Here is a 14,658-nt window from a genome sequence, read left to right as displayed (position 1 = left end):
CCGGGCTCACTTGGGAACGGGGTACTTGGACAGCTTGCGTTGCAGGCTCCGCCGCTGGATGCGCAGCAACCGGGCGGCCTGGGAGATGTTGCCCCCACAGTCGGCGAGCACGCGCTGGATGTGCTCCCACTCCGCGCGCGCCAGGGAGGGCACCTCGTGGGTGAGCGCGGCCTCCTGCCCGGAGGGGAGGGTGGCGCCGGCGAAGGCCAGCAGGATGTCGTCCACGTCCGCGGGCTTGGCCAGGTAGTGCGTGGCGCCTCGCCGGACGGCCTCCACCGCCGTGGCGATGCTGCCATAGCCCGTCAGCACCACGACGGTGGTGCTCGCGTCCAGGGCCTTCAGCTCGCGCACCAACTCCAGGCCGGAACCGTCGGGCAGGCGCAGGTCGACGACGGCGTAACCCGGACGCAACGTCCGCGCGGCCTCGAGCGCCGCTTGCGCGCTGGCCGCGCCATGGGCCTGGAAGCCGTGCCGTACGAAGGCGCGCACCAGCCGCTCTCGGAACCGCTCGTCGTCGTCGGTGACGAGCACCGTGGCGGGGGCTTCACCTGGGGGCATCGGACGACTCCTTCCTCAAGGGCAGCTCCAGCGTCACGCGCGTCCCCTGTCCCTCCTCGGAGCTGAGCTCCAGGCGGCCTCCACACAGCTCGGCGTACGTCTGGGTGAGGAACAGGCCCAGCCCCATGCCCTGGCCCGCGGGCTTGGTGGTGAAGAAGGGCTCGCCCAGCCGGGGCAGCAGCGCGCGTGGGATGCCGGTGCCCTGGTCCTCCACGATGAAGCGCAGGCGGTCTTCCTCGCGGTGCGCGGACACCACGACGTTCGCTCCGGTGGCCTCGCTGGCATGCAGCCCGTTGCGCACCAGGTTCGTCAGAACCTGCACCAGTCCTCGCACGGGGCACCAGAAGGGCACGTCCGGGCCGGGCTCGAGTTGGAGGCGCGCCTGGTCGGCGGTGCCCAGTTGTTCCCGGAGGCGGGCGAGCACGTCGCTCGGCGTCGTCCGTTCGGGGACCTCGCCCAGCGTCTGTCCTGCGCGGGCGCTCATGCGCTCCAGGATGTCCCGGCAGCGCTCCACCTCGTCCCGGATGAGGCGGGCGTCCTCCAGCGCCTCCTGGGGCGCCTCCAGGATGAGCGCGTCCAGTTCGTTGGCCGCGATGGCGATGGTGCCCAGCGGCGTGCCCAGCTCGTGTGCCGCGCCGGCCGCCAGCGTGGACAGCGACGCCAGCTTCTCCGCGCGCGCCGCCAGCCGCTGCGTGCGCGCCAGCGCGGCATGCCGGTCTCTCAGCGCGGCGGCCACGCGGGCGACGACGAAGCCGATGATGAGCGCCGTCAGCGTGAAGGCGACCCACATGCCCACGACGTGGAGCGAGTCCAGGCCGTGGCTGCCCGGCGGGTTCACCGTGTCGGGCAGTGGGACGTGGCAGGCGAAGAGGCTGGTCGAGCCCAGCACCGACAGCATCGCGATGAGCGCCGTCCAACGGGGGCCCAGCACGATGGCCGCCAGCGTCACATGGACGAGATACAGCATGGCGAACGGGTTGGCCGGGCCACCGGACAGCGCGAGCAGCCCCGTCAGCAACGCGGTGTCGAACGCGAGCACGGCGCCCAGCAGGCCGGGACGGACCTCGGGCTCGCGACGGAGCCAGAGCGCGAGGAGCAGGTTGGACACCGCCGTCGTGGCCACCAGGGCCAGCAGGGGCGCCACGGGCAGCTTCAACTCCAGCACCCGGACGGCGACGCCCACGGTCAGCGCCTGGCCGGCGACGGCGTGCCAGCGCAGGCGGACCAGCCACCCGAGCGCGATGTCGCTGGAGGACAGCCGCGCCGCCATGTCCCCGGTGGAGCGTCGGAAGGCGGAGCGCGGGGGCGAGGACAGGACGTCAGGCGACGGCGCCTCGGGGTGAGTCGGCGCGGTGGACACCCGCACGTCATATCCCGGCGATGGCAGTGGCGTGTGCGTCAAGTTGACGCATTGGCCTGCCGGACCGGTGCCTGGCCCTGGAGCGTGCTCCGCAGCCGGCCGATGTTTCGCGAGGGCGGCGCGCCAAGCAGCCGGCTGTACTCCCGGCTGCATTGCGAGGGGGCCTCATCAACAACGCGGGCGTGATGCCCCTGTCGAAGTTGGAGGCGCTCAAGGTCGAGGAGTGGGACCGGATGATTGACGTCAACATCCGTGGCGTCCTGCACGGCATCGCCGCCGGGCTGCCCATCATGCAGGCGCAGCGCTCCGGCCAGTTCATCAATCTCTCCTCTATTGGTGGCCACCTGGTGGTGCCCACGGCCGCCGTGTATTGCGCGACGAAGTACGCCGTCATCGCCATCTCCGAGGGGCTGCGGCAGGAGGTCGGCGGTGACATCCGGGTCACCGTCATTTCACCGGGCGTGACGACGTCCGAGCTCGCCGACTCCATCTCCGACCCGGTCGCGCGCGCGGGCATGCGCGAATACCGGCGGGTGGCGATTCCGCCCGAGGCCATTGCGCGGAGCATCGCCTTCGCCATCGAGCAGCCCGACGACGTGGACGTGAACGAAATCATCGTCCGTCCCACCGCTCAGTCCTGATGGAGGGTGACACCGCGGGACGGGGCTTCGCGTGGCTCCGTCCTGGAAGAAGCGAATCTGGGCGCCGTGGCGGACAGGGGCTGGGTCTTGATTGACAGCCTGTCTTACGTTTTAATAATCGAGTAAAAGCGGTAAATGTCGAAATGTTCGGGGCTGGGGAATGACGTCATGAAGCTGGCAACGGGAACGCTGTTCTGCGCCATCGCTTCCAACGGGCCCCAGACGTTGCTGTACCGGAACGACACGACCTTCACTGTGAGCTGAGTGAAGGCTGGCACGGCCCTTTTTCACGTGGGAAGGGCAGCGCCGGGGTGCCGTGACTTGCGGGCTGCCTCATCGCGGGGATGAGGCAGCCCGTGTTTTTTCGCGGCTCAGGCCCGTTCCACGCGGATGCGCGCGGGCAGGCCGTTGATGCTGGCTTCTTCTTCCTTGCCGGTGAGGCCCTCGGGGCCCACGAGGATGCTGGAGGCCAGCGTCTCCCGCGCGATCAGCTCCCGCGCTTCGTCCGTCACGCGCTTCACGCGCGCGTCGCCGTCCACCCAGAGCTGGATGCGGTCGGTGTAGCCCAGCTCCATGTCCTTGCGCGCGCCCTGCACGCGGGCGAGCAGCTCGCGCACCAGGCCCTCATCCACCAGGGACTCGGTCAGCTCGGTGTGGAGCACCACCACGCCCACGCCCATGCCCGCGGCGGCGTAGCCGGGGTTGGCCTCCACCAGCGTCTCCAACTCCTCGGCGGTGAAGACCAGGTCCTCGCCGGCCACCGTCATGGCCACGCGGCCCGTCTGGAGCAGCTCGCGGTGCAGCGCGGCGCCGTCACCCGTGTCGAAGGCCTTGCGCACCGGGGCCAGCTTGGGGCCCAGCCGTCCGCCCACCGCGCGCAGGTTGGGCCGGACGCGGAAGCGCACCACGTCCGCCTCCGGGCTGCCCGGCTCCACGAAGCGCACCTCGTGGACGTTCAGCTCGTCCGCGATGAGGTCGCGGTACGCCGCCACGCGGTCCGTCAGCTCCTTGCGCGCCAGGATGACGTCCGCGCGCGACAGCGGCTGGCGCACCTTGAGGCGATTGTCCGTGCGCACCTTGAGGCCCAGGGAGACCAAATCCCGCACAGCGCCCATCTCCGCCGCGAGCCCCTCGTCGATGAGGGACGCATCCACGGAGGGGAAGCGCGCCAGGTGGACGCTCTCCGGCTGCGTGGTGGGCCAGGGCTTGCGCACCAGGTTGCCCCACATCTCGTCGGCGAAGAAGGGGATGAAGGGCGCGGACAGCGAGGCAATGGTGGTGAGCGCCTCGTAGAGCGTGAAGTACGCGTCCTGCTTGTCCTGTTCGAAGCCCGGCGCCCAGAAGCGCGACCGGCTGCGGCGCAGGTACCAGTTGGACAGCGCGTCCACCAGCGCCACCATCCGCTGGGCCGCGTCGTAGACCTGGTAGGTGTCCAGCGCGCGGGTGACGTCGCGCAGGGTGAGGTGGACCTCGGACAGAATCCAGCGGTCCAGCACCGGCCGCGCCTTCACCTCGCGCCAGCCCTGGCTGCGGCGGATGGCTTCCCACGGCGAGTCGGTCGCGTCCGTGTTGCCGGCTGCGGGGTTGAAGCCGTCGATGTTCGCGTAGATGGTGAAGAACGAGTAGACGTTGCGCAGCTTGACCTGGAAGTCCTTCTGCAACAGCCGCACGTTGCTCAGCGAGTGCCGCGTGTTCGACCAGGTGGGGCTCGCCGCGTAGAAGAACCAGCGGAACGCGTCCGCGCCCGGCGCCTTGGCGGCGGGGTCCTTCAGCACCACGCGCTCGGAAGGCGCCAACCGGGGCACCTCCACCGGCATGACACTGGCGCCCCGCGCGGAGGGCGCCACGTCCAGCGTCTGCAGGTCAGCGGGCGCCAGCAGCAGCACGCGGCGCTTGAGCTTCTTGTGCGCCTTCACCGTTGCCGTGATGACCACGTCCGGACGGTCTGGCCGGAAGAGCTGCACCTTGGCGCCCTCCTGGATGTCCAGGCCCTCCAGGTCCTCGCGAGCGATGAGCGCCACGCCCGGCTCACCTGGAACGCCGGCCTCCGTGGCCGTGAGGACGGCGAAGTCCATGCGCACTTCGTCCAGGATGATTTCCGGCGGCGTGTAGTTGCCCTTGGACTTGGACTCCTTGCGGCCCTCCTTGTCGGAGACGTGGCCCAGCACGATGCAGCTCTTGTACGGCTGCGGCCAGCCGCGCTGGGGTGACAGGCCCATGCGCGCCTGCGTCTCCTCGTCGAAGAGGAGCGTGCTCACCATCAGCAGTGAGTAGAACCAGCCACGCGTCTGGTCGATGGCCTCGGAGATGAAGTCCGCGGGGAAGGCGCGGTTGAAGATCTCCCGCGAGCCCGGCGCGTGCGGGAAGCCCCACTGCGCGAAGGGCATGCAACCGGAGTCGAACCACACGTCGACGACCTCGGGCACGCGCTGGAAGCGCCCCGGGGTGCCGGGCTTCTCGAACGTCACCTTGTCGATCCACGGCTTGTGGACGATGAGGTGCCTCGCGTTGGCCTCGTGGGGCTTGCCCGCGAGGAAGGCATTCAGCTCCGCCTCCACCGCGGCCACGTTGTTGCCCGGCTTCTCGCGCAGCGCCTGGAGCGAGGGAATGGCCTCCACCTCACCCGTCTCCGAGTGCACCCAGAGCGGCAGCGGCGTGCCCCAGTAGCGCTCGCGCGACAGGGCCCAGTCCACGTTGTTGGCCAGGAAGTCGCCGAAGCGGCCTTCCTTGATGTGCTCGGGCACCCAGTTGACGGCGCGGTTGTTGGCAATCGCCTCGTCCTTCACGGACGTGGTGCGGATGTACCAGGCGGGCCGGGCGAACTGGATGAGCGGGTCGTCGTCCGCGCGCCAGCAGAAGGGGTACTCGTGCTTGTACTGCTCCGTGAAGAGGACCAGCCCGCGCTCCTTCAGGTGGCGCTGGATGTCCTTGTCCGCCTCCTTCACGAAGCGCCCCGCGACGAGCGGCACGTCGTCGGAGAAGGTGCCGTCCGGCTTCACCGCGCAGAACAGCTCCAGCACTTCCGGCTGGGCGAAGCGGGCCTTGTCCTTGCGGAAGGCCTCGTAGTCGTCCTCGCCAAAAGCCGGGGCGATGTGGACGATGCCCGTGCCGCTGTCGAGCGTCACGAAGTCCGCGCCCAGCACGCGCCAGGCCTGCGCGTCCTCACCGCCGTCCTTCAGCGGCAGCCGCGTGTCGCCCGCGCGCTGGTGGTAGAGGTCGAAGGGCGGCTGGTAGCGCTGGCCCACCAGGTCGCTGCCCTTCTGCGTGGCGAGCACCGGCAAGTCCATCTTGAGCTTCTTCGCCAGCGCCTCGCGCAGCGCCGCGGCGACGATGAGCTTGCGCTCGCCCGCGTCCACGGTGACGTAGTCCACGCCCGGGTTGACGGCCGCGTACATGTTGGACGGCAGCGTCCAGGGCGTGGTCGTCCACACCACCAGCGCGGTGTCCGGCGTGTCGCGCAGCGGGAAGGTGACGTAGACGCTCGGGTCGTCCACCGTCTTGTAGCCCAGGCCCACCTCCGCGGCGCTCAGCGCGGTGCCGCCCTGCGGCCACCACCACACCACCTTGTGGCCCTGGTACAGCAGGCCCTTGCGGTGCAGCTCCGCCAGCGCCCACCACACGCTCTCCACGAACGGACGGTGATAGGTGACGTAGGCTTGGTTCAGGTCCACCCAGAAGCCGATGCGCTCGGTGAGCCGTTCCCACTCGGAGGTGTAGCGGAAGACGGATTCGATGCAGCGCTCGGTGAAGGGCTCCACGCCGTAGCGTTCAATCTCCGCCTTGCCGTGGATGCGCAGTTCCTTCTCGACCTCCACCTCCACGGGCAGGCCGTGGGTGTCCCAGCCGGCCTTGCGGGGGACGTAGTGGCCCGTCATCGTCTTGTAGCGGGGGAACAGGTCCTTGATGACGCGCGTGAGGACGTGGCCGTTGTGCGGCAGGCCGTTGGCGGTCGGCGGGCCCTCGTAGAAGACGAAGCTGGGGGCATCCTCACGCGTTTCGAGCGAGCGCTCGAAGATGCGGCGGTCCTTCCAGAAGGCCTGGATGCGGCGCTCGTCGGAAGGAAAGTCCATCTCCGCGGGCACCGCATCGAACAGGGAAGGGGGCGTTTCAGGCATGGTGCGGTGCTTGATAGCACCGCCCGCGCCAGGGATGGATGCCCGTCCTGTGAATCAGTACAGCGGACAGATGACCGGCCCGTTGCGCCCACAGACGTCGCGGTTGATGTAGTAGCCCCAGTCCGGGCTGTAGTAGGCGTACATCGTCGGACCGCTGCCGCAGGACACGTACTGGGACGAGACCAGGCAGTGGATGTCCGGGTCATACTCCGGGTAGAGCGCCTGGGACGCGGACTCCGTCGTGGAAGGCTCCGCCGTGGCTTCGTCCATGGCTCCACCACAGCCAGCCATCAGCAGGGCGGCAATGCACATCAGGGTTGCGCGATTCTGGGGCATGGGACTCTCCTGAGACCGGCGTCCGTCGCCGGGGTGCCGAGCCTAAGCCGGGATGGTATTGATTTCAGGGTAAGCACGTTGACGACCATGTGCGCATGTTTCTAGATTCTCGTGTACTGAGAATTTCACGCCCTTGGAATCGAGAGAGACATGAAAAGGCTGCTGCTCTGTGCCGTGTCGCTGGCGGTCGTGGTGGGCTGTTCCGGTGCGCCGCCCGAACAGCCCGTCGAGCAGGAGGGCTTCAAGGTCCTCCAGCACGACGCGACGACGCTGGAGGCCACGTACGGCTCCGGGGGCGCCGTGGTGCGGATGCTCGCGGTGGAGACGCAGGCCAATGTCGTCGAGGTGACGTACGACTTTGGCGACCCCGTCATCGGGTTCCACATCGACTTCAATCAGGGCGTAGGCCAGTTCATGCCGTCGGGCAGCCCGCTCGACGCGGCCCATTCGCACCTGCTCGCGTCGCTGATGGAGGGGCTTGCCCGCGAGCTTCCCGAAGAGGGCCGCACCCGCGTCGAGGACGCCGCCGAGCGCCAGACGAGCTTCATGCAGATTGTCCCCGTGGGAGAGGCCCTCACGGCGTACGAGTACGTGTCCGAGCGCGGCTGGACGCACATCTCCTGCTCCTGCGGCCGGCAGTACATCGGCTCCGGCTACTACCGCACGGCGGGCATGGGCTGCGGCTGCACCGGCGGCTCGGGCAACGGCTGCAAGGGCCGTTGCGGGCAGGGCTGCGGCGTCACCAGCCTGCCGCGTTGCGTGGGCAGCACGGCCTACACGCAGGACTGCGCCAAGCACGACTACGGCCTGGGCAGCTTCGCGGCGGCGTCGGATGACTACTCGTTCGCGCGCAACAACTGCAGCTGCAGCGGCGTGGGTTCGTGCAGTTGAAGGAGCGCGTGCTGACAGGTGCGGTGCTGGTGCTCGTCGCGGGGATGGCCCTGGGCTGCAACCGGGCTTCCTCGCCTTGTCCCGATGGCGCGCGGCTCCAGGGGCGCGCGCCGCCCGACGGCGTCCTCCAGTGGTGTGCCCGGCCCGACGGGAAGAAGCACGGCCGTTGGGCGGAGTGGCACGCCACCGGGAAGCTGAAGACGGAGGGCACCTACGTCGACGGGAAGATGGAGGGCCGCTGGGTCAGCTACTTCGAGGACGGTGTGAAGCAGTACGAGGGGGAATACCGTGGCGGGCTCAAGCAGGGCCTGTGGACCCTCTATTACGAGGAGGGCCAGAAGAACCGCGAGGAGCTCCATTCACCCGGCTCCGGCCCGGTGAAGTGGACCGCTTGGCGCTCGGACGGCTCGAAGTGGGCGGAAGGGACGCTGGCGGGGCATCGCTCGCAGGGCGCTTATTCGGAGTGGCACCCCAGTGGCGCGCTGGCCGTGCAAGGCCAGTACGAGAAGGGGGAGAAGACGGGTGAGTGGAAGTACTGGGACGTCGCGGGCGTCGCCACGGACGTTCCGCAGGGCGACTTCGACAGCGAGTGACGTCACGTCCGCCGCCGTGGGACTCCTGCTGGCCGCGGGCGCGTGCGGTTCTTCTGTCGTCCCCGTCTCCCCGGAGACGCTCACCCCGGCGCGGCGGGCCGTGGTGGGCGGAGCGCCCGAGCCGGGCTTCCCCGCGGTGGCCGCCATCGTCCCCGTCTCGCCCTTCTGTGGGGAGCCTGACGAGGCGGCTCGCGTGCTCTGCACGGGCACGCTGGTGGCGCCTCGGGTGGTGCTGACGGCGGCGCACTGCGTGGAGAACGCGGATGCTCCGCGGGTGTTCTCGGTGGTGTTCGCCGCGGAGACAGCCCGTGCCTCCGCCGTGCAGCGCATCCGCGTGGTGGAGGGCCGGCTCCATCCCGCGTGGCGTCCGGGCGTGAGTGACCTGGGCGTGTTGATTCTCGCCAGCGATGCGCCGGTCGCTCCGCTGGCCTGGGCGGCGAGGGCGTTTCCCGCTGACGGCGTGGGGCGGTTGGCGCGGGTGGTGGGCTTTGGCGTGGACGGGGAGGGCGGCTCGGGCCTGCGCCGTGGCGGCCTGTCCCGAATCACGTCGGTGGAAGCGGACGCGTTCTCCATCGAAGCGGCGCCAGCGATGTCGTGCGGCGGGGACAGCGGTGGCCCGGTGTTCATCGAACAGGACGGCATCGAGCGCCTGGTCGGTGTGACTTCGTTTGGTGACCTCACCTGCACCACGGGGACCAACAGCCGCGTCGACGTGCACGCGGACTTCATCCAGAACGCCATCGAGGACGCCTCACGAGGCGCGCCCGTCCGGACGCCGGTGGACCCGGACGTGGACGCCTGCGCGCAGGGGTGCCGTGCGCATGCGGACTGCCCCGTGGGCATGGCGTGTGTCGCGCGGGCGGACGGTACTCGGAGTTGCGCGGTGGCGGGGCTCGAGGCGGGCCACTTCGGGCCTGCCTGCACCGGCGCGCAGGGGGCGCATCCGTGTGTGAAGGCGGGCTCGGCGTGCCGGCTGTGGCTGCCCTGCTCCGAGCCGCGGGATGCAACAGCGCAGGGTGGGTGCGCGGCGGCAGGGGGCGGAAACCCCGGCCTGGTTCCGCTGGTGCTTCTGGCCTGGTCCTGGGGACGCGGCCGTCGCGCGAAGGGCGGGTCGTCCGCGAGCGCCTTCTGCCGTCCGCCTGCCCACCCCTCTGGCATGTTGTTTAACTGGGTGGTTTAATTTGGGGCGGAGGTCGTTATGGTCACCCCCATGGTTCAGCAACGTTCCGAGCAGCTCGACGCGGTCTTCCACGCGCTTTCCGACCCGACGCGGCGGGAGATGCTGCGCAGCCTGTCCTCGGGACCGAGGAGCATTGGCGAACTGGCGGCGCCGTTCAGCATGTCCTTCGCGGGCGCTTCCAAGCACGTCAAGACGCTGGAGCGTGCGGGGTTGGTGAACAGGTCGGTGGAGGGGCGCACGCATCGGTGCAGTCTCGCGCCGGCGCCGCTGGCCGGAGCGGCTGACTGGCTGCGTTTCTACGAGCGCTTCTGGAATGACCGGCTGGATGCCCTGGAGCGGGAGCTCCGCAAGCCCGAGCGCGGCGGCGCCAGGAAGGGCGCGCGACATGAGTGAGGTCCGGATGCGTCCGGCCGTCCTGTCGCATGCGACGTCCACCCGCAAGGAGGTGGACGTCAGCGAGCAACCCTGGGGAGACTTCGGCTACTTCAAGGGCCCGGAGGGGCACCTCTGGGAGGTGCCGTGCCATCCGGAGCTCGCCGCCACCGATACATAGGTCCCCAGGGCTGCGGTTCCGCTCATTCGTAGGGCCAGAAGCGTGCCGCGAAGGGCGCCGAGGTGGACGTGCCTTGGTCGGCGCGGAGGCCCGCCACGCACATCGAGCCATCGGAATGGAGCGCGGCGGTGAGCGCGGCCTCGGTCCCCGGCAGGTTGGTGCGATGGGCGCGCAGGGCGGTCTTCCCGTCCGCGGACAGGTGGATGAGCCCAATGCCATCCGTGACACCGTCGATGGTGCTCGCCGCCGCCAGGACCAGCTCGCCCCCCGGAAGGATGCCGGCGCCGACCAGTCTCTCCACCGGGTTGTCCGGCGCCGACCACCGGCCGGTGCTGGTGCCCTCGATGCCGAACGCCACGTCACGCTTCCCGTCCGAATGGAGCCGGGTCACCGAGGCGGAGGTGTAGGCGGTGGTGCCCGAGGAGAACTGCGCGGTGCCACCGACCAGCAACGCGTCTCCGGCCAGCAGGTGCAAGGTCCGGGGCTTGATGGTGCGGATCCCCGGCGCCTGGCCGTCGTAGCTGAAGGTCCGGTCGACCGTCCCGTTGACGTTGTAGCGACGCAGGGTCATGCCACTGGTGCTGGCGAGCGTGGTTCCCACCACCACGATGCGGTCATCCGCCTGGGTGACGACGCCCAGCCCGTCCTCGTCCTCGCCCAGGTCTTCCCAGGCCAGACCATCCGAGCTGAAGGTCGTGTCCGCGGCGCCGGTGGGCGTCAAGCGCATGATGACGAAGTCCAGGTCATCGTGCTGCGCCGTGCCCGCCCCGACGATACGCCCCTGGGAGTCCACCGTGACGGCATGCAGCGTGGCGTTGCCCTCGGAAAGCTGGAAGGTGCGCACGCCCGTGCCGCCTAACGTGGTGTCCAGGGTGCCCGCGGGGGTGTACCTGGCGAAGAGCAGGCTCTGATGCTGCCTCCCCGAGCAGTCCCCGGGGCCCGAGATGGCGCCTCCCGCGACCAGGATGCGCCCATCGGACAGCACGGTGACGGCGTCCACGTAGTCATCGCCTCCGCAGACATCCAGCGTCACCGTGCCCTGGGTGCCGAAGTCAGGGTCCAGCGTCCCGTTCGCAAGCAGGCGCGCTACCAGGACGTCGCGCAGGCCCGTGGAGCCCGTGGCGCCCGCGAGAATCCACTTGCCGTCGGGCTGCGGTGCCACGGCATGGATGCGCACCGCCGGGTGGCCGAAGGCTGGCGCCGCCACGCCCCTGTTGCCGAAGGAGGTGTCCAGTGCCGCCGGGCTGGGCTGGATGTTGAGGAGCTGCGTCTGCTCGACGCGGACCTCGCCGGCGCGTGCGACCAACGTCACGGGCACGATGCCGTAGGAGGCGAACTCCGTGACGCTGAACTCGAGCGTGCCATAGATTTCTCCCTCGGCCACGACGGTGCTGGACGCGCTCACGTGCTCGGGGAGCCCTTCCACGGAGATGGAGACGGCGTCAGTGAACGTCGGCTCGCGGAGGACGACCACCGGCCAACTCTCGGTGGCGCGGTCCAGACGGAATCGGAGTGACAGTTCGGGTGATTGCTGAAGCGTGAAGGCCGGAGGCGGCTCTCCCGCGTCGGGGTCCTCCGTCCCGGCATCGGTGCCCGCGTCGTTCGTCGATACCCCCGCGTCCGGCCGCTGGGTGCCCGCATCGGGTCTGGGGGAGGGCGACGGCTCCGAACCACCACAGCCCCAGGTGACGGGGGCCAGGCACAGGAGCATCAACGCCAGGAGCGATTTCACGCGCGGCGATGGGAAGCCCATGACATTGGAGGAACCTCGACGGCGGAAATGCACACTGTCTGTGGAAATCATATGAGCCGGCCTCTTAAGCGAGGACTCGGCGATTCGTAAAGACAGACGCCTCAGTGTTCGCCGTGTCCTCGCGGCGCGTCATCCGCCCCGGGTTGCGTGCCCCGGAGCCGCCTGAGCAGGTGGCGCGGCCAGAAGAACAGCGCCATTCCGGCCATGACGAGGAAGAGGATGACGAAGGGCAGCACGAGCACGCCGCCGACCAAGCCGGCCGCCATGCCGCCCAGTCCCCACAGCAGGCCATGGGGAAATCCCAGGACGGCGCCGGTGAGGGTGCCCACCACCGCGCCCGCCAGCACACAGGGCTCGATGAGGTTCACTATGCGCTCCCACGTTGATGCTCGTCACGAGCCTGGGCAGGAACACGCATGAGCAAGTCGCGACGCAAGGTGGTCCTCATCACTGGCGCATCCTCTGGCATCGGTCAGGCCTGCGCGGAGCTCCTGGGGGCACATGGCCACGCCGTCCATGGTACCAGCCGCCATCCCCGCGCGGATGGTGCCCACCACCGGATGGCCGTGTTGGACGTCACGGATGAGGATTCCGTTCAGCGCGCGGTGGCGTCGGTGCTCGCGGCCGAGGGCCGGCTCGACGTGGTGGTGAACTGCGCGGGCTTCGTGATGGCCGGCGCCGTGGAGGACGTGTCCGTCGAAGAAGCCCAGCGGCAGATGGACACCAACTTCTTCGGCGTGCTGCGCGTCTGCCGGGCGGTGCTCCCCACGATGCGCGCGCAGCGGTCGGGCCTCATCGTCAACATGAGCTCCATGGGCGGCGCCGCCGGGCTTCCCTTCCAGGGGCTCTACAGCGCCAGCAAGTTCGCCCTGGAGGGAATGACGGAGAGCCTCCGGCAGGAAGTCGCCGCCTTCGGCATCGAGGCCACGCTGCTGCAGCCCGGGGATGTCCTCACGCGCGTGCGCGAGTACCGGCAGCGCGCCCGGCAGTCCGGTCCCGGGTCCGCCTACCAGGAGGCCTTCGAGCGCGTCATGAACCTGGTGGAGTCAGGAGAAGGCGCGGGCGTTCCTCCCGAGCAGGTCGCCCGGAAGCTCCTGGCCCTGGTGGAGCGGCAGCGCGTGGACGTGCGTTACTCCGTGGGTCACTTGTCGCAGCGCGTCGGCCTGGTGTCGAAGCGCCTGCTGCCCGGGCGCACCTTCGAGCACCTCGTGATGGCGCTCCACGGCATGTCGCGGCGCTGAGCCGGGCCCGGTGGGTCGTACATTCCTGACATAGGACTGTCAGGGGCGGGTCGCAGGATGGCGTCTACGAAGCCCCTTGGGTTCTTCCGACCCAGGGGCGTTCGCATCCCACCCCAGGTGCCACCCGACATGATTCCCTTCTTGATGATGTTGCCGATGCTCGTCCCCGCGGGTGTCAAACGTGGACGCTCCAGCAAGGCACAGAGGGGAGGGGGGCTGAGCCCAGTGCCTTCACCCACGAAGGAATCAGGAAGCGCGCCGCCTGTCCGCGCCTCCTCGCGGCGGCGGCTGCCGGCCCAGGTCCTGGGGCAGCGGGCCCTCAACCGGGCCCTGCTCCAGCGGCAGTGGCTGTTGCAGCGCTCCCGGGCGGGCGTGATGGAGGCGCTGGAGCATCTGGTGGGGCTTCAAGCCCAGGCCACCCATCCTCCCTACGGCGCATTGTGGACGCGGCTGAACGGCTTTCAGCAAGAGGCGCTGACCCGGCTCGTGATTGAGCGCCAGGTGGTGCGCGCCGGGATGATGCGCGGGACGTTGCACCTGGTGACCGCGCGTGACTGCCTCGCGCTGCGCCCCGTGCTGCAACCCGCGCTGGACAGGGGGCTGAAGCACGCCTCCCATGGCAAGCAGCTGGCGGGTGTGGAGGTCCAGGCGCTGGTGGCGGAGGGACGGGCGCTGCTGGAGGCACGTCCCAGTCCCCGGGGCGAGCTGGGCCGGCGGCTTCAGGAGAAGTGGCCCGGCCATGATGCGAGCGCCCTGAGCCTGGGTTTCTCGAGCCTGGAGCCGCTCGTTGTGGTGCCACCCTGTGGAACGTGGGGCCATGGCGAGCGGATGGTGTACGCCACCGCCGAGTCCTGGCTCGGCCAGCGCTTCGAGCCCGCCGCGCCGCCAGACGCGCTGGTGATGCGCTACCTCGCCGCGTTTGGCCCCGCGAGCGCCAGGGACCTGCAGGCCTGGTCGGGCCTGTCACGCATGGGCGCTGTCCTGGAGCGGTTGCGGCCTGAGCTGCGCGCCTATCGTGACGAGCACGGCGTCGAGCTGTTCGACATCCCGAATGCCCGGAGGCCCGACCCGGACACGCCCGCGCCCGTCCGCTTCCTGTCCGAATTCGACAGCGTGCTGCTGGCCCACGCGGACCGCACGCGCATCATCTCCGATGCCGCCCGCAAGCGCGTCTTCACCCTCAACGGCATCGTGCGCGCCACCCTCCTCGTGGATGGCTTCGTTCGAGGAACCTGGCGCATTGAACGTGCGCGCGGCACCGCGACCTTGTGCATCACGCCCTTCGCGCGGCTGTCGCGTGAGGACCGCGCCGCGCTGACCGACGAGGGCGGGCGGCTGCTCGCCTTCGCCGCCGCGGATGTCCAGCACGCCGACATTCGCTTCGAGCGGGTGGGGTGAGCCCGCGCCATGTCGAGCCGGTGCGGGGAGGCGGCGCTC

General features: G+C 69.8%; 13 protein-coding genes and 1 pseudogene. 8 read left to right on the top strand and 6 right to left on the bottom strand.

The features are described from left to right. Nucleotides 1-6: 6 nt before the first annotated feature. Both BLU09_RS29935 and BLU09_RS29930 read right to left on the bottom strand, forming a co-directional pair. The gene (locus BLU09_RS29935) at nt 7-558 is read right to left on the bottom strand and encodes a response regulator transcription factor (RefSeq protein ID WP_090493487.1); all 552 of its coding nucleotides are present in this window, start codon (nt 556-558) and stop codon (nt 7-9) included. Next, the gene (locus BLU09_RS29930) at nt 545-1,918 is read right to left on the bottom strand and encodes an ATP-binding protein (protein WP_090493485.1); all 1,374 of its coding nucleotides are present in this window, start codon (nt 1,916-1,918) and stop codon (nt 545-547) included. The genes BLU09_RS29935 and BLU09_RS29930 overlap by 14 nt, the downstream gene beginning before the upstream one ends. Before the next feature lie 164 nt (nt 1,919-2,082). Between BLU09_RS29930 and BLU09_RS29925 the strand changes: the two are divergent. Next, a pseudogene (locus BLU09_RS29925) lies at nt 2,083-2,559 on the top strand (SDR family oxidoreductase); the annotation flags it as partial. Between the two features lie 371 nt (nt 2,560-2,930). Here the strand turns inward: BLU09_RS29925 and ileS are convergent. Together ileS and BLU09_RS29915 are read right to left on the bottom strand one after the other, a co-directional pair. After that, the gene (gene ileS, locus BLU09_RS29920) at nt 2,931-6,674 is read right to left on the bottom strand and encodes an isoleucine--tRNA ligase (protein WP_090493482.1); all 3,744 of its coding nucleotides are present in this window, start codon (nt 6,672-6,674) and stop codon (nt 2,931-2,933) included. A gap of 54 nt (nt 6,675-6,728) precedes the next feature. Continuing rightward, nucleotides 6,729-7,010, bottom strand: coding sequence for a hypothetical protein (locus BLU09_RS29915; protein ID WP_090493480.1), 282 nt, complete (start codon nt 7,008-7,010; stop codon nt 6,729-6,731). Nucleotides 7,011-7,160: 150 nt separating this feature from the next. Here BLU09_RS29915 and BLU09_RS29910 point away from each other — a divergent pair, with 150 nt between their 5' ends. The 5 genes from BLU09_RS29910 to BLU09_RS38930 are packed head-to-tail and all read left to right on the top strand — an operon-like array spanning nt 7,161 to nt 10,227. Then, nucleotides 7,161-7,901, top strand: coding sequence for a hypothetical protein (locus tag BLU09_RS29910; RefSeq protein ID WP_090493478.1), 741 nt, complete (start codon nt 7,161-7,163; stop codon nt 7,899-7,901). Next, nucleotides 7,892-8,494 (top strand): toxin-antitoxin system YwqK family antitoxin, encoded by a 603-nt coding sequence (locus BLU09_RS29905; protein ID WP_090493475.1) that lies wholly within the window; start codon nt 7,892-7,894, stop codon nt 8,492-8,494. Before BLU09_RS29910 ends, BLU09_RS29905 begins: the two co-directional genes overlap by 10 nt. Before the next feature lie 16 nt (nt 8,495-8,510). Further along, the gene (locus tag BLU09_RS29900) at nt 8,511-9,674 is read left to right on the top strand and encodes a S1 family peptidase (RefSeq protein WP_244172129.1); all 1,164 of its coding nucleotides are present in this window, start codon (nt 8,511-8,513) and stop codon (nt 9,672-9,674) included. An 18-nt stretch (nt 9,675-9,692) separates the two neighbouring features. Further along, nucleotides 9,693-10,067 (top strand): ArsR/SmtB family transcription factor, encoded by a 375-nt coding sequence (locus BLU09_RS29895; RefSeq protein ID WP_090493473.1) that lies wholly within the window; start codon nt 9,693-9,695, stop codon nt 10,065-10,067. Continuing rightward, nucleotides 10,060-10,227 (top strand): VOC family protein, encoded by a 168-nt coding sequence (locus tag BLU09_RS38930; RefSeq protein ID WP_167371187.1) that lies wholly within the window; start codon nt 10,060-10,062, stop codon nt 10,225-10,227. Before BLU09_RS29895 ends, BLU09_RS38930 begins: the two co-directional genes overlap by 8 nt. Before the next feature lie 22 nt (nt 10,228-10,249). Here BLU09_RS38930 and BLU09_RS29890 read toward each other — a convergent pair whose 3' ends face one another. Together BLU09_RS29890 and BLU09_RS29885 are read right to left on the bottom strand one after the other, a co-directional pair. Further along, nucleotides 10,250-11,959 (bottom strand): hypothetical protein, encoded by a 1,710-nt coding sequence (locus tag BLU09_RS29890; RefSeq protein ID WP_244172128.1) that lies wholly within the window; start codon nt 11,957-11,959, stop codon nt 10,250-10,252. Between the two features lie 122 nt (nt 11,960-12,081). After that, a complete protein-coding gene (locus tag BLU09_RS29885; RefSeq protein WP_090493467.1) occupies nt 12,082-12,348 on the bottom strand; it encodes a hypothetical protein in 267 nt (88 codons plus the stop codon). Nucleotides 12,349-12,396: 48 nt separating this feature from the next. On the opposite strand from BLU09_RS29885, the gene BLU09_RS29880 reads away from it, so the two are divergent. Continuing rightward, nucleotides 12,397-13,221, top strand: coding sequence for an SDR family oxidoreductase (locus tag BLU09_RS29880; RefSeq protein WP_090493465.1), 825 nt, complete (start codon nt 12,397-12,399; stop codon nt 13,219-13,221). A 225-nt stretch (nt 13,222-13,446) separates the two neighbouring features. Then, nucleotides 13,447-14,619 carry a winged helix DNA-binding domain-containing protein gene (locus BLU09_RS29875; RefSeq protein ID WP_244172127.1) on the top strand — a complete coding sequence of 391 codons (1,173 nt, stop codon included), beginning with the start codon at nt 13,447-13,449 and terminating at the stop codon, nt 14,617-14,619. Nucleotides 14,620-14,658: the final 39 nt, after the last annotated feature.

The sequence above is a fragment of the Myxococcus virescens genome (assembly GCF_900101905.1).
Lineage (GTDB): Bacteria > Myxococcota > Myxococcia > Myxococcales > Myxococcaceae > Myxococcus > Myxococcus virescens.
The sequence above is the reverse complement of the archived record's forward strand: the minus strand, read 5'-3'. Positions and strand labels throughout refer to the sequence as shown.

Coding starts and splice junctions, on each gene's coding strand:
- BLU09_RS29910 (WP_090493478.1), top strand. CDS start 7,161: ATGAAAAGGCTGCTGCTCTGTGCCGTGTCGCTGGCGGTCGTGGTGGGC.
- BLU09_RS29935 (WP_090493487.1), bottom strand. CDS start 558: ATGCCCCCAGGTGAAGCCCCCGCCACGGTGCTCGTCACCGACGACGAC.
- ileS (WP_090493482.1), bottom strand. CDS start 6,674: ATGCCTGAAACGCCCCCTTCCCTGTTCGATGCGGTGCCCGCGGAGATG.
- BLU09_RS38930 (WP_167371187.1), top strand. CDS start 10,060: ATGAGTGAGGTCCGGATGCGTCCGGCCGTCCTGTCGCATGCGACGTCC.
- BLU09_RS29880 (WP_090493465.1), top strand. CDS start 12,397: ATGAGCAAGTCGCGACGCAAGGTGGTCCTCATCACTGGCGCATCCTCT.
- BLU09_RS29915 (WP_090493480.1), bottom strand. CDS start 7,010: ATGCCCCAGAATCGCGCAACCCTGATGTGCATTGCCGCCCTGCTGATG.
- BLU09_RS29895 (WP_090493473.1), top strand. CDS start 9,693: ATGGTCACCCCCATGGTTCAGCAACGTTCCGAGCAGCTCGACGCGGTC.